Genomic DNA, 16,206 nt, shown 5'->3' with positions numbered 1-16,206 from the left:
TTGTTTTTTCGACAATTTGGGCTCGCTTACCTGCTAAAGACCTATAACTTTCCGTCACTCAACCTCTTTGGGGGAGCGGTATTGTCGGCCTGTTCATTGCCGAGATTAAAGGGGGACATCCGGTGTCTCCATTCGAGCAGCCGACGCAGCGGGACTGGCCAACCGCTCGCTTGCCGCTGCCAGTCTTTCGCCTTACCGTCGCCCCACGAACAACCGAACACCCGTCAACCCGGCAAGCTTCCCCACCAGCGCATCCTGAAACCCCGCATCAGCAACCTCCGCAGCCGCCTCCCGCCGCTGCCGATGATACCAATACCCACCACTGACCTTCGCAGCTCCCGCATCGCTGGCCGCAAGCCAGGTCTGGGTGAGGTGCCCCATCTCCAGGTCATCGGGCGCGCCGGCGCCGCCCATCTTTGTCGGCACCCAGCCGGGATCCACCGCGTTGCTGATAACATCCGGCCAATGGCGGGCGAGGGCGGCGGCGAGGGTGGCGATGTAGAGCTTGCTTTCCGAATAGGCCTGGCTGGCGTTCCACGGCCGCGTCTTCCAGTCGATATCGTCAAGGGCGCTGCTGCCGCTGCGGTGCATGCCGCTGGTGAGATAGACCAGGCGATCGGGGCGGTTGATCCAGGCGGTGAGCAGATAGGGGGCAAGCACATTCACCGCCAGCGTCTTGGCGTGACCATCAGGCGTTTCGCCCCGGCTCCGCTCGAGGTAGATGCCGGCATTGTGGATGACGGCGTCCATGCGGCCGATGGCGTTGACCTGCTCGGCAATCGAGCGCGTTTCGGTGGCGCTGGCGAGATCGCCGATGACGATGCCGAGGGCGGCGGGCGAAATCTCGGCGAGGGCGGAGGCGCGCTCGCGGGAGCGGGCGTGCAGCACGACGTCATGGCCCTCCTTCATCAGGGTGCGGGCGGCGGCGAGGCCGAGGCCATCGGTGGAACCGGTGATGAAGATGCGGCTCATGGTGTCTCCGTTGGCGGTGGTGTGGAGGGCAGAGAGTGCTTGGGTAGGGGTGCCTGGGTCAAGGTGGGATGGTGGACAAGTCCGCCAGCGAGTGGGTGCGGTTTTGCCTGTGGTTCCCACCTATTCCGTCATCCTCGGGCTTGACCCGAGGATCCATACGCAGCACTCGACATACATGAGTTCACGCATAGGATGCCCCCTGCCGCTCCGTCTGTCGACGGCGAGCACAATGCTCGGGGCATGGATCCTCGGGTCAAGCCCGAGGATGACGGAGGAGGTGGTGGGGCTCGGCGAAAAACGGCGGCGCCATGGATCCCAGGCTCAAGGCTTGGGATGACGGAGTGTGTGGTGATGCGGCGGCCAAAACCACGGTTTGTTGCCTCCGCCCCTCACTCCACCCAGCGCCACCTCACATACTCTCCCGCCGCCGTTCCGCCCCCGCGGCAATCGTCTGCACCAGCTCATCCACCTCCCGTGCCAGCCGCTCCAGCGGCAGGCCGACGAAGCGGCCTTCGAGGCTGATGCTGACGACGCCGTGGACGGCGCCGAACAGGGTGCGGGCGCGGATGGCGCGGTCTTCGGGGGGCATGTCGGGTTGCAGTTCGGCCAGCGGTTCGGCGATCACATCCATCAGGAAGAGGTGTTCGTCGAGATGCCATTGCGGCGTCGGGCTGGTTTCCGGCGGGAAGTGGTCGAACAGCGCCTTCCACAGGTTCCGGTGCTCGACGGCGAAGTTCAAGTAGCCCTGCGCCAGGTTGCGCAGCCGGTCGGTCGGCGGCCGGTCCTTGGTTTCATCAAGGGTGAGCCTTGCCTCCAGCGCCTTCAGCGTTCCCGAATTGACGTGGATGACGAGCTCGGCGAGGTCTGAAAAGACCGTGTAGAGGCCGCCGAGCGCGCAGCCGGCATCCTGGGTGATGTCGCGGGCCCGGAGATTGGTGAGCCCGTCTCTGGCAATCCGCTCGCGCGCCGCCTCGATCAGCCGGGCCTTCAGGTCTTCGCGTTTTTCTTCTCGCCTACCGGCCATTAACCATTCCACTTCGATTTTTGAACGTCGTTCAAAATTTATCTTGAACGACGTTCATGATTCTGGCATAACACTTCTCGTGAACAACGTTCATAAACCGGAGGAAGGAAATGTTCAAACTGATTTCCATTTTGTTGCGGGGCAGGGCGCATGATGCCGAACAGGCTTTCGCCGACTGCCACGCCGTGCCGCTGCTTTCCCAGCAGATCCGCGATGCCGCCCAATCGATCCAGTCGGCCCGCCGCAGCGTCGCCGTCGCCATCGCCCAGAACGAGCAGGAGAAGGTGCAGCACGGGGCGATCGTTGCCCGCATCGCCGATCTCGAAGCACGCGCCACCGCAGCCCTTGCCAAGGGCAATGAGGGCCTGGCCCGCGAGGCGGCCGAGGCGATCGCTTTTCTCGAGGCCGAGCGCGATGCATCGGAGAAGGCGCAGGCGCAATTCACCCAGGCGATCGACAAGCTGAAGGGCATCGTCCGGGCTTCGGAGGCGCGGCTGCAGGAGCTGCAGCGCGGCGAGCGGCTGGCGCGTGCCACGCAAGAGGCGCAGAAGCTCGATGTGTCAGTCGCCGGTCCGGGTTTTGCGACGCTCGACGATGCCGAGGAGACGCTGGCGCGGCTTCGCCTGCGCCAGAGCCAGAATGAGCTGACGGCCGCCGCGCTGAAAGACATGGAAGGCACCATCCGCCCGGCCGGCATCATCGAAAAGCTTGCCAATGCCGGCTTCGGCGCGCCGCTGCGCTCATCCGCCGATGATGTGCTGGCGCGGCTGAAGAGCCGCATCACGCCTGCTGCCTGAAATTGCATCCATCCAACCATTCATCCATCGAACCACAGGGATTAAGACAATGAACGACAGTTTCCAGAAACATTCCGCCAGCTGGGTCAGCTTCTCCTACATCTCCTTCGGCTCGGCCGCCTTCATGCTGGCGCTCGGCCTCTACATGATGCCGCTCGATCTCTGGGGCAAAGGCTATCTCGCCATGGGCATTCTGATGCTGGTGCAGACCACGGTGAACATCACCAAGACGCTGCGCGACAACGCCGAATCCGAGAAGCTGATCCGCAAGGTCGAGGATGCCCGCACCGAGAAACTCCTGGTCAAGTTCAATCGTAACGATGAAGATTGATCTTGGTTAACCACAGCGCAGAGTTGTTATCGCATTCAACTTTTGCGTAACAACTCTGTGGCCTTCTCTGCCAGTCGAAAGAGGGACAAGCCGTGCAACACAATCTGATGACCTCCAGGAAATTCGCGCCGCTGTTCTGGACCCAGTTCCTGACGGCCTTCAACGACAATTTCCTCAAGAACACCCTGGTGTTCCTCATTCTCTTCAAGATGTCGGCCAGCGAGGGGGCAGCCCTGGTGACGCTTGCCGGCGTCATCCTCATCGTGCCCTTCCTGCTGCTCTCCGCACTCGGCGGCGAACTCGCCGACAAGCACGACAAGGCCAAAATCGCCGAGCTGCTGAAACGCTGCGAGATCGCGGTCGCCGCCCTGGCCGTCGTTGGCCTCGCCTTTTCCTCCATCTTCGTGCTGATGGCGGCGCTGTTCGGCTTCGGCATCGTTTCGGCGCTGTTCGGGCCGATCAAATACGGCATCCTGCCGGATCATCTCGAACGCCGCGACCTGCCGAAGGCCAATGCCTGGATCGAGGGCGGCACCTTCATCGCCATCCTCGCCGGCACGATCATCGCCGCACTTGCCTTCTCGGGCGGTGAAAACGTGCTGATCTTCGGCACGATGATGATGGGGCTTTCGGTGCTCTGCTGGCTGGCCAGCCGGATGATCCCGCCGACCGGCTCCAAGGCGCCGGATCTGGAGATCGACCGCAATGTCATCCGCTCCAGCTACACCCTCGTCATGGAAATCCGCGAGGATAAACGGCTGTGGCGCTCGGCGCTGATGAACTGCTGGTTCTGGCTGGTCGGCGCCTTCGTGCTCTCCATCCTGCCGACCATGGTCACCGAGCTGCTCGGCGGCTCCGAGCTGGTCGTGCCGGCCTATCTCACCGTCTTTGCCATCGCCGTCGCTGTCGGTTCGGCCATTGCCGCCTGGATGTCCTCCGGCCGCATCGTGCTGCTGCCCGCCCCGGTCGGCACGGCGCTGCTCGGCCTTTTCAGCCTCGATCTCGCCTGGAACCTCTGGGGCCTGGCCTCCACAAGCCATGCGACGACGATCGTCACCTTCTTTGCCGGTGAAAATACCATCCGCGTCGCCATCGATCTCGCCGGCATGGCAATCTCGGGCGCCTTCATCGCCGTGCCGACCTTCGCCGCCCTGCAGACCTGGGCGCATGAGGACCGCCGCGCCCGCGTCATCGGCGCCGCCAATGTGCTGTCTGCCCTGTTCATCACCGTCGGCCTCGGCCTGGTGGCTGTCATCCAGGCGCTCGGCGCTTCCATTCCGCAGATCCTGATCGGCCTCGGCATCATCAATTTCGCCGTTGCCTGGCTGATGCTGAAGACGCTGCCGACCAATCCCTTCCGCGATTTCATCTCGATCCTGTTCCGCGCCTTCATGCGGCTGGAGGTCGAGGGTCTCGAAAATATCAAGAAGGCCGGCCGCGCGCCGATCATCGCCCTCAACCATGTCAGCCTGCTCGATGGCGCCCTGGCGCTTGCCATCACCGAGGAAGAGCCGGTCTTTGCCGTCGATTACAAGATCGCCCAGGCCTGGTGGGTGCGCCCCTTCCTGAAGATGTGCAAATTCCTGCCGCTCGACCCGACAAAGCCGATGGCGACGCGGTCGCTGATCAAGGTGGTGCAGGATGGCAGTCCGATCGGCATCTTCCCCGAGGGCCGGCTGACGGTGACCGGCACGCTGATGAAGGTCTATGATGGCGCCGCCATGGTCGCCGACAAAACAGGCTCGATGGTCGTGCCGGTGAAGATCGACGGGCTGGAGAAGAGCTATCTCTCCTATCTCGACAACGGCAAGATCCGCCGCCGGCTGTTCCCCAAGGTCAAGGTCACCATTCTCGAGCCGGTGAAGCTGGAAGTGCCGCCGGAGCTGAAAGGCCGCAAGCGCCGCACGGCGGCAGGCGCCGCGCTCTACCAGGTGATGTCGAACCTGTTGTTCCGCACCGCCGATACCTCGTCGACCGTGCTCGACCGCGTCATTCAGGCAGGTGGCGAATTCGGCATGGGCAAGCTTGCCGTCGAAGATCCGGTCACCGGCCGGCTGACCTATGGCAAGCTCTTGACCGGGGCTGCCGTGCTCGGCGCCAAGTTCCGCGCCCGCTTCCCGGAAACCAACCTCGGCGTCATGTTGCCGAATGCCAATGGCGCGGCCGCCACGCTGCTCGGCGTGATGACGGCGGGCAAGGTGCCGGCGATGCTGAACTTCACTGCCGGTGCCGCCAATATCCTCTCCGCCTGCAAGGCCGCCGAGGTCAGGCATGTGCTGACCTCGCGCGCCTTCGTCACCCAGGCCAAGCTCGGCCCGGTCATCGAGGAGATGGAAAAGCAGGTGACGATCGTCTGGCTCGATGATCTCCGGGCCGAAATCTCCCTCAAGGACAAGATCCTGGGTTATCTCAGGAAGGCGCGGCCGCTGGTGAAGCGTCAGCCGGATGATCCGGCCGTCATCCTCTTCACCTCGGGCTCCGAGGGCACGCCGAAGGGTGTGGTGCTGACACACCGCAACATCCTGTCGAACGCCGCCCAGGCCGCCGCCCGCATCGATTTCCACAGCGGCGACAAGGTGTTCAACATCCTGCCGGTGTTCCACTCCTTCGGGCTGACGGCGGGCACCGTGCTGCCGCTGATCTCGGGCGTGCCGGTCTATTTCTATCCGTCGCCGCTGCATTACCGCATCGTGCCGGAGCTGATCTATGTCTCCAACGCCACGATCATCTTCGGCACCGATACTTTCCTCAATGGCTATTCCAGGACGGCGCATCCCTACGACTTCCGCTCGATCCGCTACATCTTCTCCGGCGCCGAGCCGGTGAAGGCCGCAACCCGCCAGACCTATATGGAAAAATTCGGCCTGCGCATCCTGGAAGGTTACGGCGTCACCGAGACCGCGCCGGTCATTTCGATCAATACGCCGATGTACAACAAATCGGGCACGGTCGGCAAAATCCTGCCGGGCATGGAATGGAAGCTCGAACCGGTGCCCGGCATCGATGAGGGCGGCCGGCTGCATGTGCGCGGCGCCAATGTCATGGCCGGTTATCTCCGCGCCGAAAAGCCCGGCGTGCTCGAGCCGCTCGCCGACGGCTGGCACGACACCGGCGACATCGTCACCATCGACGAGGACGGCTTCGTCAAGATCCGCGGCCGCGCCAAACGCTTCGCCAAGATCGGCGGCGAAATGATCTCGCTCGCCGCCGTCGAGACGCTCGCCGCCGAGCTCTGGCCCGGCGCGCTGTCGGTCGTCTCCTCGCTGCCCGACGCCAAGAAGGGCGAGCGCCTGGTGCTCTTGACCGACGCCCCCACCGCCACCCGCGCCGAATTCCTCGCCTTCGCCAAATCCAAGGGCGCCATGGACATGATGGTCCCGGCCGAGGTCAATATCGGCAGGGTGCCGGTGCTCGGCTCCGGCAAGGTGGATTTCGTCGCGGCCCGCAAGCTGGCGGAAAGCGCGGTGCAGGCGGGGGAGGCGGCGTGATTGCCCGCGCCCTATGAGATCGCGAATTGCCCCTCACCCTAACCCTCTCCCCGTAAAAACGGGGAGAGGGGACGTGCCCTGCGAGAGGCTTTGGAGAACCGAGAGGTTGCGGCATGGTCCCTTCGCCCCGTTTACGGGGTCCGAAGGACGGGTCGAGACGAGGGGCTCGACCCCGGCTGGTGGCGGCAGCCGGATGAGGGGCTACCCTCGCCGCTCGCTTAGGATCGGGATGTCACATTCATTGAATCTCCGCTGGTTTTAGCCGACAGATAAATCTCGCCAAAATGGATAGACGATCTCGCGATCCCGGAGGAAACCGACATGGCCGAAATCGATGTCTTCGACGGGCACAATGACGCGGTTCAATTCATTGCGGAATACAAGTCAGCCGGCCGCGACTTTCTGGTGCGGTCGGAAAGCGGGCATCTCGATCTGCCGAGGGCCCGTGAGGGCGGTTTGGTCGGCGGCTTGTTTGCGCTGCATGCAGGCCCGGAGCAGCAGCCGGAAAATGACCTGATCATAAGAGAGAACGGCTACGAGGTCATCTATGCCGAGACCGTCGATCCGCTTCATGCCCGCCGGCAGATCGATGCGCAGCGACTGGCGCTGGAGAGATTGATCCGCCGCTCCGGCGGTCGGATGCGCATGGCGGTTGATGTCGATGAGATTGCGGCGGCCAGGGCCGAGGCGGCTTTTGCCGTCGTGCTTCATATGGAAGGGGCCGAAGCGTTGGATGGCGAATTCGACTATCTGTATGCGCTGCATGCGGCGGGCCTGCGGTCGCTGGGGCCGGTCTGGAGCCGCCCGAATATATTCGGCTATGGTGTTCCCTTCGCTTATCCGAGGTCGCCGGATACCGGTCCCGGGCTGACCGAGATCGGCAAGGATCTGATCAGGACCTGCAATCGGCTCGGAATCATGATCGATCTGGCGCATCTCAACGAACGGGGATTCTGGGATGTGGCGGCATTGAGCCACACACCTCTCGTCGTCACCCATGCCTGCGCCCACGCCATCTGCCCGTCCACCCGAAATCTCACCGACAGGCAGCTCGACGCCATCCGCGATAGCGACGGCGTGATAGGCTTCAACTTCTCGGTCAACGACGTCAGAGCCGATGGCGACCTGAACGACGATACCCCGCTTGAGGCCGTCGCTCGCCATATCGAATATCTCGTCAACCGCGTCGGCGAAGACCGGGTCGCCCTCGGATCGGATTTCGACGGCGCGGTCATCCCCCGCGCGATCAAGGACGCCAGCGGCTTGCCGCATCTGTTCGAAGCCATGCGCAACAGCGGCTTCGACACGCAGAGCCTGTCGAAATTCGCTTTCGACAACTGGCTGCGCGTGTTCGCGCTGACCTGGAAGAACAGCCCGTCATCGTGAAGCCGGAGCGATCTCGATTTTTGCAACAGGAATGGCCGAAGCGGGAGACCGCTGGTTTCAGCCCACCGGCGCCGGTTTCTTCAGCCTGAGAGCAAGAATGAGCGGCACGGCCAGCGCATAGACGGCGACGACCGAGAGCCAGATCGCGCCCGGCCATGCCTGGCGGACGAGGAAATAGACGCTGGAGAAGCCAAGCGGCGCCACGATCGAGGCGAGGCTGACGACCGAGGCCAGCACGCCCTGGAACTGCCCCTGCCGGTTTTCATCGACCTGCCGGGTGGCGAGCGACTGCAGCGCCGGCACGCCGATGCCGCCGAGCGTGAAGACCGGCATGATCGAAAAGATCATCCAGCCCTGGCCGGCAAAGGCCATGACGGTGAGCGCCATCGCGGCGCCGGCGATGCCGGTCAGGATTGCCCCGCGTTCGCCGAGCAATTTGACCGCCGGTCCCGGAAGGAAGGCCTGGGTCAGCGTCTGGCAGATGCCGAAGGCGCCGAGGGAAAGGCCGATCGAAAGCCCGCTCCAATGGAAGGCGTCGCTGCCCCAGAGCGCCCAGCAGGTGCCGTAGGCCTCGCCGGTGGCGCTGAAGATGAAGAAGAGGGTGACGACGGGCAGCAGGCTTTTGACCTCCAGCACCGCGTGCAGCGGCTTCAGCGGATTGAGCGCCGAAAGCGCGATCTTCTCCCGGCTGCCGGGGCGCGATTCCGGCAGGACGAAGAAGGCGAGCAGCAGGTTCAAGCCATTGAGCAGGGCGGCCGCCATGAAGGGCAACCGCAGCCAATGATCACCGAGGACGCCGCCGGCGACCGGGCCGATGATGAAGCCGAGGCCGAACATGGCGTTGAAAAGCCCGAAGCGGCCGGCGCGCTTCGCCTCGGGCGAAATGTCGGTGATATAGGCGGTTGCCACCGACACGTTGGCGCTCGTCAGGCCGGCGATGGCGCGGCCGAGAAACAGCATCGGAAGATTGGCCGCAAAGGCGAGGAAGAGATAGTTGACGGCAGCGCCGGCGAGCGAAATCAGCAGCACCGGCCGGCGGCCGATCCGGTCGCTGAGCGCCCCGAGCACCGGCGCGAAAATGAACTGCATGACCGCATAGAGCGCGGTCAGCGTGCCGATATAGGCCGCGACGTTTTCGGCATGGGTGATATCGCGCAGCAGCGCGGGCAGGATGGGGAAGATCAGGCCGATGCCGACGGCATCGAGGACAATGGCGGTGAAAATGACGATAAGGGATCTGGTCATGGCGCGTTCCGGGTCGACGCAAGCGCACGAGCGCCGTTCGAGCGCCAATGGACTCACGATGAAGCCTGAGCTGATCAGGCGTTTGGTTTCTGGGAGGTGCTGGCCGATCCATGCTGCAAAGGCATGAATGGCGTGTGCTCGACCACCTGGACGACCATTCGTCCACCTGTTTACTCCGCCACTGAGCGGATCAAGGGAGGCAGCCGCTTTTCGCGACGGGCAATAGATACGCCGGAGGGCTGAATGCGACAAGCCCCTTTTTGCGCCGGATCCGGCTGCGGGCTGTCGGGATATTGAGAGCGGGAGTCGATGGGCCATCCGCTGCAACGGCGGACCTGGCGGAATCTGCTCTTCGTGCGGAAGCCGGCTTGCGGCAGAAGCAGCCGCCGCGAACGAAAACAGGCGGCACTCGGGCCGCCTGTGAGCTGCTTCGGACGAAGCGTCCGTTACTTCTGTTCGGGCGCCAGGAACTCGGCGCAATAGGACGGGCCGTTGACGCCCGGAATATCGGCGACGGTGCGGATGTCGCGGATCGTGTAATCGGAGCTGGTGGTGATTTCCGCCTGGCAGCGCAGATAGGCGGTGCGGGCGGACGCAATCAGCTTGCCGCGCTTGCCGTCGGCGCCTTCGGCGTATTTCGCCGGAATGCGCACGGTCTTGTAGCCGCCGCGCCAGGTATAGACAGTGGTCGAGCCTTGCTCGCTGTCGCTGATCGGCGGCCCGTAGGCGGCAAAGAAGATGCCGGCCGATTTGCCGACCCAGCGGGCCTCGATCGGATTGCCGGCGGAAGGAATGGTCGTGCATCCGGCAAGCGCAATTGCAAGCCCGGCCGCGGTCATGGTGCGGAAATTCATCGTGTCGTCCTGATCTCTAGCGCATTGGCTGCGAAGCCCGCCCTCGTGAGCGGTTTCGCCTGTCCCGTCTGCCCTTTAGCGCGGAACCCGGCAAAAGAAAATTGCCCGTTTGAGACTTCCGTTCGATTTGCGGGAAGTGTGGCTTTTTGCTGCAGCCGCGCGAGCCCGCGCCTGTCACAACCCCGTCAAAAATTCCGCCGGTTTTTTGGAATTTGGTGCTTGTGCAACCAGATAGGCTGTTCTATAGAAGCGCCGCTGGTCACGGAGTGTAGCGCAGTCTGGTAGCGCACCACGTTCGGGACGTGGGGGTCGAGTGTTCGAATCACTCCACTCCGACCAGCTAGAAACCCCGCTTCGGCGGGGTTTTTCGTTTGTACGAATCTCAGCCAAAATTCCCCCGGATTCACCGGAGCGAGTTCAACCGCCCGAAATCCCGTCCTTCTCCGGTTATAATCTGCAGGAAAGGTATAACCGAAGCGCGGCTGGCGGAAGCTCGGTGCATCGGCAACGCAAGAATCGAAGTTCGAGCCGATCCCAGGTTTTGAGCTGCGTCTCCATCCAGGTGCCCCAAGCGCAATTTGCGGACCGCACGAGCGCCGCTCTGGATTTCGGACTCATCTATGCTAGCATCGAAGGCCTGCGTGACTGGCGATGAAGGTGGATACCACCGGGGAGCGTGGGAATTTGGCCGCTCGCCTGGGCATCTGGATCATTTTTGCGAAGGTGCCCCATGTCGTCCCTCATCGAAAGTGAACGGCTTGCGAATTGTCTAGCCGAACTTGATCAACTCACGAATTGGGAACGCCGCCCGCGCGGCGGTATGCGGGTCGATCTGGAGCCGATGCGCGATCTCGCTCACCGGCTTGGCGATCCCCAGAACAGCTTCCGTATCGTCCATGTGGCCGGCACCAAGGGCAAAGGCTCGACTTGCGCCCTGATCGAGGCGGGTCTTGCGCAAGCGGGTTTCTCCGTCGGGCGATATGCCTCGCCGCATGTCATGCACATCACCGAGCGCGTCAGCATTGATGGCCGTCCGGTCGGCGAGGAGCGCCTGGCGGACGCGCTTGGGGCAGCGCTGGCGGCATTCAAAGACGCAAGGCGAGAGGCGACAGCCGCGCAGGGAGCGACCTGGTTCGATATCCTGACGGTTTCGGCCTTGCTGATCTTCAGCATGGAAAGGGTAGAGTGGGCCGTTCTCGAAACCGGACTTGGAGGGCGGTGGGACTCGACCAATATCGTTCAAAGCGATGTCGCCGTTATCACCAATATCGATCTCGAGCACACCGAAATCCTCGGTAAAACCCGCGCCGCCATTGCTTTCGAGAAGGCGGGAATCATAAAGCCCGGCACAACGGTCGTCACCCTCCTGCCAGAGGCGGACGAGGCAGGCGCCGTCATATCCGCCCGGGCAGCAGAACTCGGCTGTGCCCTGCGACGCCCCACGGTGCCGGCCGATGCAACGATTGAGCGGCGGAATGTTGCCGTGGCGGGCGCGGTTCTGGATGTCCTCGGGAAAATGGGCGTCATGACAAAGGCCGCAAGCGCGATGTCGGAGCCTCTTGGAGCACAGCTCCTCGATCCCTCGACGATCGAAGCTGCCCGCCTGCCGGGACGGCTTGAAAAAATCGCCGTCGTCACCAGCCACGGCGATAAGGTCAACGTGGTGCTGGACGGCGCGCATGTTCCCTTCAACCTTGCTGCGGTTCTGAGCGACCTCTCGCAGGAAGAAAAGTACCGCGCTCCCGGCATTGCCGTCGTGTCAATCGCGGAAGACAAGGACGCGGCAGGCTTGCTGTCGACGATGACGCGCCACGATATATCGATCATCTTCACCACCGTCGGCGCCAGATCGCGTTCGCCGGAACAGCTGAAGACGATTGCAGACAGCCTCGGGCTGCTGAGCATCGTCGTGCCGGACCCGCTCGAGGCCTATCAGGAGGCACTGGCCGGCGCCGCGGAATCGGGCGCATGGGTTCTCGTGACGGGATCGCTCTATCTCGTCGGCACTATCCGTGCGGCGTGAGCCCGAGCGGGTGTGAATGACTCCGACCGGAACGCGGTGGAGAAGAAGCCGCCGCCGCTGGAACGTGCGGCGCTGTGCTGCGATCTCAGCCGCCGACCGTGATTTCACCATCCGCAACACGTTTGACAAATATCTTCAAACCTTCATGCCGCAGTTTCTTCCAACCGCCGTCGGAAACCATTGATTTAGCCAGATCGGCAAACCCGGTGGTGAGGTAGGGAACCTGCGATGCCGGTCGTTTGCCGAGCGCTTGAATCAAGCAGTCAGTTCTTGGTGGGGACGAGAATGAGTTTCCCGAACGTTTCATGCCGATCTCCAAATGATCTGTGCCATCTGGAAATCTGATCGTCCCATAGCCGCACTTGGCCGCGGCATTCACTTCGGCCTTGGAGAGATTGTCTTGGAGAAGAAATGACAGCTGGCTGAAAGTGTTGTCGGTGTAATCGAACTGACCCAGTACGATGAAGTCCAGCTCGTTCTGCCCCTTCTTGGCGCCTTTGATCTTGCCATAGAAGTTGGAATTCACCTTGGTGTCCTTGCCTGTCTTCATGGCAAGCATTTCGCCCAGCTTGATATAGGTCCTCGGTTTTGACGAAACGTTTTCGGTACCAGCCGCGGCGTTGCCTGAAGGCAGACTGGCGGTCTCCGGCTTGGCATAGGCGTCAGCGAAGGCTCGCAGTGTCGTGAGATTGAGCGCTTGGGGAAGCGAACCGCTCTCGAACTTGCGGCAAGAGAGAGCGGCTTGCCGTGTTGCCTTGTCAGGCTTGCCCTCAACATTCCCTGGCTTGCAGCCCAAATGAGCCAGTTGCTGCTGCAACGTCTTGAGCAAAACGGCTTGTTCGGCGGAATAGGCGCTGACGCCGCGGGTCACACTGACATTGCGGACATCGATGCCGATACCATCCGGCTGCACCACGTCAAACTGGGACGTATGATGGTCATAGTTCTTCCATTCATTGCCCCAACCCATCATCACCGGGCCGAGAATGAAGTTGAATGATTTTGGGTCGCGGTTTGATTGCGGCTCGCACTCGTTCGATTCCCAGCAATGCGGAGCCTGGTTGGTTGCTTCGCCTTCGGCGGCGTAGATCACCTTGTTGTCGCAGCTTGCCGTAGCCCATCCGCTGTCATCGTTTGCCCATCGGATTTTCAGCGAGAATGTCGCCCATTTGCCGAAATCTTCCGGTTTTTGGCACTGGCGGGCGAGAAAGTTCACGCCGTTGCGCGTGTCGGCCTTCAGCATGTAGATGAAATTGTGGATTGCCGGTCCTTCCCAGGACGCGAAACGCAAATGGCTGTCCCAGCCATCGGGATAAAAGCCATTTGCGGAGTTGTTGTGCCAGCCTTTGTAGGCAAAAGTCGGATCGAGCCGGAAATCAAACTTGTATTCGACGCTTTCGCCAACCCTCATGTCTCGCGTATAGCGAATCGTGGAGCGGACGTTGCCATTGCGACAATCATTTTCGCCCCGTCCATCTCCATAGTCGACATTGGAACACTGACGGTCGAATATCTCAAAGCGGGTCACGCCGTCCTTGACCTCCGGTCTGACCGATCCGTTGAACTTGTGGCGCTCAAAACCTTTGGGGAGCGGATCGGCAGTCGCTGCTGCGTGGGTCGCAAAAACCGTAAGCGCGCCAACCGCCAGTCCAACTATAGGATTTTTCAGCATAGCCCCTTCTCCAAATTGGACTCCAACCATATCACGATCTCTTTTGGAGGGTCGGGTTTAGATCAGGTTCAGATCGGTGCGTGAGGTGCTGCGGCCATGAGCCGGCGCCGCGGTCAAAGCTGTGCTTCCGAGCAGCTGCGGCGGGCGTTTATAACGGCAGCCAGGGCGAGCGACATCAAGTGACGGCTCGTCATCGGCGATGGTGCCGATCATTCCGACCGGAACGCGGCGGGAAGATCGACGGCGACGTCAAGCGGCTGGAAATGCCGCAGGTTTTCCGTAATGACGGTGAGGTCATAGGCGTGCGCGGTCGCAGCGATGATGAGGTCGCCAAGCCCCGGATGACGGCCGTGGCTTGCGGCTTCATCCTCCAGAGCGCCGACGATGCGCGCGACAACGGTATCCATGGGCAAGATCCGATCCCCGAAACTGTCGGTGATGGAGTCCAGCCATGTCGAAAGGCGCTTCGCCCGCTCGATGCCGCCGCGCCGGTGAAGGCTGCGCATTCCCTTCTCGATCTCCGCGACCGATAGAGCCGACAGAAAGAGGGCATCGGCTTCGCCCTGCTCATGAAACCATGCCCGCACCGGATCGGACGGCGGCGCCTTGCCCGGCGCGAACTTCGAAATGATGTTCGTGTCGAGAAGGTAGGCGGTCAAAGATCGATATCCCGCATTTTCGATGGGTTCCGCTCCAGCTCGACCCCGCCGGGGAACGTCAACAGGAAATCCCCGAAATTCGGCCGTGGCTTCTGCAAAGCCCTTTTCGCCGCCTCGGCCGCCTCGACCGACACAAGCACGGCAGCCGGCTTTCCGTGCCGCGTGATCGTCACGAATTCCCCGTTTGCCGCTTCATCGACCAGACCTGCGAAACCCGCCTTCGCCTCTGCCACGCTGATTGTCGACATTGCGTCCCCCTGTCCTAAATGACCACATATGGTCAAAATAGGCATTAGCGCCGATGGAAGCAAGAGGAGGACTTTCCAAGGGTGCATCGGCATCGCATGGATCAAGTTCGATTCTGAACGATTGGCCCAACCAGACGCCCGCGGTCGAGCCTATTGGCTCGGAGCCCCAGCGCTCAACAGCGCCCGTACCAATGCCGCCTGGCTGCGTACGCCGGTTTTGTCGAAGATGCGCTGTAGCTGAGCACGCAACGTGTTGACACTGACCCCGAGCAGATCTGCGGCGGCTGCGAGGTCGTGGCCATCGACGATCAGCCCAGCAAGCCGGGTCTGCGCCGGCGAGAGGCCGAAGACCTCCCGCGCAGTCGCGATCCGGCGCACCAGCGTCTCGGCGTCGTGGAAAATCAATAGGCGCCCAAACTTCTAATAAAATCGAGCATTTTGGCGACGTTTCGAAGTGTGGCGAGATTGTCAGGCGTGAGAGGGTCGGGGTCGAAATGCATGACATCATTTCTAATGGAGTTCACCTCAAGCAGCTCTTTGCAAAAAGTTATCCGATCAAGTTGTAGTTTCAGCTTGGCCCAGTTCTCGTCCTTGTCGAGAATCCTTACGTAGTTTCCAAATGTGAGTTCAGAAACACCATTGAAATCCTTCGGAAGGTACTCTTCGCCGCATGCCTTTTTTATATCAGAAATATTCAATTTTTTGGAAATCAATGCTCTAAGATTGTTTTCTATTTCGGCTAACAACAGGAATGGCGTGCTTGTCTCCTCAAACTGATGAGTTATGTCCGTCGATGTAACAATACCCGATATCCGCTTGTCTGCAGATCTAATTAGGACGTAGTTGTGCTCAAGTATAATTTTGATACCTGCAAATAAGGATGCCGAGGCTAGAATTTCGTGGGCCTCATCCATGTAATGATGAACCTCGTTTCCCTCGATATTTGTAACATACCTAGCTCCGATAGACTCCCAGCTAATCACCCCCTTCACTTCACGCTCGGTGGTCATGACCGGCAGCTGCGAGAAATTACGGGCCAGCATCAAAGTGATGGCTTCTTGCAAGCTTGCGGTGGGTTTTACGCTAACTGGAGTACGATTGGCAGACTCAATTTTCCCGATACGAAACGATGGATCATCGGGAGATTTGTTTTCGGGAGGTGCGTTATCTGAGGCGCCCGCTGAGGAGGAGCTACCGGAAGGCGCTTCGACAGTTTTGCTGTTTTTATGCTGAGAGATCAGTTCAAAAGTGATCGGGGTATCAACCCAGATGTCCAAGTAGTTCGGAACCGTTCTGATGCCCGCCACCATTAGCTGGCTGTTTATGTAGTCGACGTTAGAGGTGGTTCGGCGTTGCATGCCGAACCAAGACAGAAACGTTCTGATCGTAACAGGGGTGGCAGTTTTTCCGCTTTTTAGGTCCTTTAGAACTTCACCCAATTCATCAATCAAATCAACCATGCCACAATCCTCGCGAGATACCCTGTAGATAGGTTCGATTAATTGAT

At 61.3% G+C, this 16,206-nt stretch carries 13 protein-coding genes, 1 tRNA gene, 1 pseudogene and 1 riboswitch; of the genes and pseudogenes, 6 read left to right on the top strand and 9 right to left on the bottom strand.

Annotation, left to right across the window (positions count from 1 at the left end; all coding sequences use genetic code 11):
• Window positions 1–192: 192 nt before the first annotated feature.
• Both EEQ99_RS11895 and EEQ99_RS11890 read right to left on the bottom strand, forming a co-directional pair.
• Window positions 193–972 (bottom strand): SDR family NAD(P)-dependent oxidoreductase, encoded by a 780-nt coding sequence (locus EEQ99_RS11895; RefSeq protein ID WP_127430473.1) that lies wholly within the window; start codon window positions 970–972, stop codon window positions 193–195.
• A 409-nt stretch (window positions 973–1,381) separates the two neighbouring features.
• Window positions 1,382–1,996 carry a TetR/AcrR family transcriptional regulator gene (locus EEQ99_RS11890; protein WP_127430472.1) on the bottom strand — a complete coding sequence of 205 codons (615 nt, stop codon included), beginning with the start codon at window positions 1,994–1,996 and terminating at the stop codon, window positions 1,382–1,384.
• A gap of 110 nt (window positions 1,997–2,106) precedes the next feature.
• Between EEQ99_RS11890 and EEQ99_RS11885 the strand changes: the two genes are divergently transcribed.
• The 4 genes from EEQ99_RS11885 to EEQ99_RS11870 all read left to right on the top strand — a co-directional run bounded on the left by EEQ99_RS11885 (window position 2,107) and on the right by EEQ99_RS11870 (window position 7,998).
• Window positions 2,107–2,793 (top strand): PspA/IM30 family protein, encoded by a 687-nt coding sequence (locus EEQ99_RS11885; RefSeq protein WP_127430471.1) that lies wholly within the window; start codon window positions 2,107–2,109, stop codon window positions 2,791–2,793.
• Window positions 2,794–2,842: 49 nt separating this feature from the next.
• Window positions 2,843–3,124 (top strand): YiaA/YiaB family inner membrane protein, encoded by a 282-nt coding sequence (locus EEQ99_RS11880; RefSeq protein ID WP_003546080.1) that lies wholly within the window; start codon window positions 2,843–2,845, stop codon window positions 3,122–3,124.
• A gap of 92 nt (window positions 3,125–3,216) precedes the next feature.
• Window positions 3,217–6,612, top strand: a complete 3,396-nt coding sequence (locus tag EEQ99_RS11875) for an acyl-[ACP]--phospholipid O-acyltransferase (RefSeq protein ID WP_127430470.1) — start codon at window positions 3,217–3,219, stop codon at window positions 6,610–6,612.
• A gap of 321 nt (window positions 6,613–6,933) precedes the next feature.
• Window positions 6,934–7,998 (top strand): dipeptidase, encoded by a 1,065-nt coding sequence (locus EEQ99_RS11870; RefSeq protein WP_127430469.1) that lies wholly within the window; start codon window positions 6,934–6,936, stop codon window positions 7,996–7,998.
• 57 nt (window positions 7,999–8,055) lie between these two features.
• Here EEQ99_RS11870 and EEQ99_RS11865 read toward each other — a convergent pair whose 3' ends face one another.
• Window positions 8,056–9,243: a TCR/Tet family MFS transporter gene (locus EEQ99_RS11865; protein ID WP_127430468.1), complete on the bottom strand. Its 1,188-nt coding sequence runs from the start codon at window positions 9,241–9,243 to the stop codon at window positions 8,056–8,058.
• Window positions 9,244–9,689: 446 nt separating this feature from the next.
• A complete protein-coding gene (locus tag EEQ99_RS11860) occupies window positions 9,690–10,097 on the bottom strand; it encodes a hypothetical protein (RefSeq protein ID WP_097542804.1) in 408 nt (135 codons plus the stop codon).
• Between the two features lie 262 nt (window positions 10,098–10,359).
• Here EEQ99_RS11860 and EEQ99_RS11855 point away from each other — a divergent pair.
• Together EEQ99_RS11855 and EEQ99_RS11850 are read left to right on the top strand one after the other, a co-directional pair.
• Window positions 10,360–10,436: transfer RNA gene (locus tag EEQ99_RS11855), tRNA-Pro, on the top strand.
• Window positions 10,437–10,728: 292 nt separating this feature from the next.
• A riboswitch (ZMP/ZTP riboswitch) is annotated at window positions 10,729–10,806 on the top strand.
• 21 nt (window positions 10,807–10,827) lie between these two features.
• Window positions 10,828–12,120, top strand: coding sequence for a bifunctional folylpolyglutamate synthase/dihydrofolate synthase (locus EEQ99_RS11850; protein WP_127430467.1), 1,293 nt, complete (start codon window positions 10,828–10,830; stop codon window positions 12,118–12,120).
• Window positions 12,121–12,205: 85 nt separating this feature from the next.
• Here the strand turns inward: EEQ99_RS11850 and EEQ99_RS11845 are convergent, their stop codons facing one another.
• The 5 genes and pseudogenes from EEQ99_RS11845 to EEQ99_RS35605 all read right to left on the bottom strand — a co-directional run bounded on the left by EEQ99_RS11845 (window position 12,206) and on the right by EEQ99_RS35605 (window position 16,159).
• On the bottom strand, window positions 12,206–13,792 hold the full coding sequence (locus EEQ99_RS11845; RefSeq protein WP_127430466.1) for a hypothetical protein: 1,587 nt from the start codon (window positions 13,790–13,792) through the stop codon (window positions 12,206–12,208).
• A gap of 209 nt (window positions 13,793–14,001) precedes the next feature.
• Window positions 14,002–14,451 carry a type II toxin-antitoxin system VapC family toxin gene (locus EEQ99_RS11840; RefSeq protein ID WP_127430465.1) on the bottom strand — a complete coding sequence of 150 codons (450 nt, stop codon included), beginning with the start codon at window positions 14,449–14,451 and terminating at the stop codon, window positions 14,002–14,004.
• The gene (locus EEQ99_RS11835) at window positions 14,448–14,699 is read right to left on the bottom strand and encodes a type II toxin-antitoxin system Phd/YefM family antitoxin (protein WP_127430464.1); all 252 of its coding nucleotides are present in this window, start codon (window positions 14,697–14,699) and stop codon (window positions 14,448–14,450) included. Before EEQ99_RS11835 ends, EEQ99_RS11840 begins: the two co-directional genes overlap by 4 nt.
• Window positions 14,700–14,849: 150 nt before the next feature.
• Window positions 14,850–15,107 (bottom strand): annotated as a pseudogene (locus EEQ99_RS11830) (helix-turn-helix domain-containing protein); the annotation flags it as partial.
• Window positions 15,101–16,159: a CBS domain-containing anti-phage protein gene (locus EEQ99_RS35605; RefSeq protein ID WP_127430463.1), complete on the bottom strand. Its 1,059-nt coding sequence runs from the start codon at window positions 16,157–16,159 to the stop codon at window positions 15,101–15,103. The gene EEQ99_RS35605 and the pseudogene EEQ99_RS11830, both read right to left, overlap by 7 nt.
• Between the last annotated feature and the right edge of the window lie 47 nt (window positions 16,160–16,206).

Origin of the sequence: Rhizobium anhuiense, from assembly GCF_003985145.1 — a bacterium.
GTDB lineage: Bacteria > Pseudomonadota > Alphaproteobacteria > Rhizobiales > Rhizobiaceae > Rhizobium > Rhizobium anhuiense.
This window is presented reverse-complemented; position numbering and strand designations above follow the sequence as displayed.

Excerpts from the sequence above, each read along its gene's own strand:
- EEQ99_RS11895 (WP_127430473.1), bottom strand. The coding sequence starts at position 972 with ATGAGCCGCATCTTCATCACCGGTTCCACCGATGGCCTCGGCCTCGCC.
- EEQ99_RS11865 (WP_127430468.1), bottom strand. The coding sequence starts at position 9,243 with ATGACCAGATCCCTTATCGTCATTTTCACCGCCATTGTCCTCGATGCC.
- EEQ99_RS11850 (WP_127430467.1), top strand. The coding sequence starts at position 10,828 with ATGTCGTCCCTCATCGAAAGTGAACGGCTTGCGAATTGTCTAGCCGAA.
- EEQ99_RS11860 (WP_097542804.1), bottom strand. The coding sequence starts at position 10,097 with ATGAATTTCCGCACCATGACCGCGGCCGGGCTTGCAATTGCGCTTGCC.
- EEQ99_RS11885 (WP_127430471.1), top strand. The coding sequence starts at position 2,107 with ATGTTCAAACTGATTTCCATTTTGTTGCGGGGCAGGGCGCATGATGCC.
- EEQ99_RS11835 (WP_127430464.1), bottom strand. The coding sequence starts at position 14,699 with ATGTCGACAATCAGCGTGGCAGAGGCGAAGGCGGGTTTCGCAGGTCTG.
- EEQ99_RS11890 (WP_127430472.1), bottom strand. The coding sequence starts at position 1,996 with ATGGCCGGTAGGCGAGAAGAAAAACGCGAAGACCTGAAGGCCCGGCTG.
- EEQ99_RS11870 (WP_127430469.1), top strand. The coding sequence starts at position 6,934 with ATGGCCGAAATCGATGTCTTCGACGGGCACAATGACGCGGTTCAATTC.
- EEQ99_RS35605 (WP_127430463.1), bottom strand. The coding sequence starts at position 16,159 with ATGGTTGATTTGATTGATGAATTGGGTGAAGTTCTAAAGGACCTAAAA.
- EEQ99_RS11880 (WP_003546080.1), top strand. The coding sequence starts at position 2,843 with ATGAACGACAGTTTCCAGAAACATTCCGCCAGCTGGGTCAGCTTCTCC.
- EEQ99_RS11845 (WP_127430466.1), bottom strand. The coding sequence starts at position 13,792 with ATGCTGAAAAATCCTATAGTTGGACTGGCGGTTGGCGCGCTTACGGTT.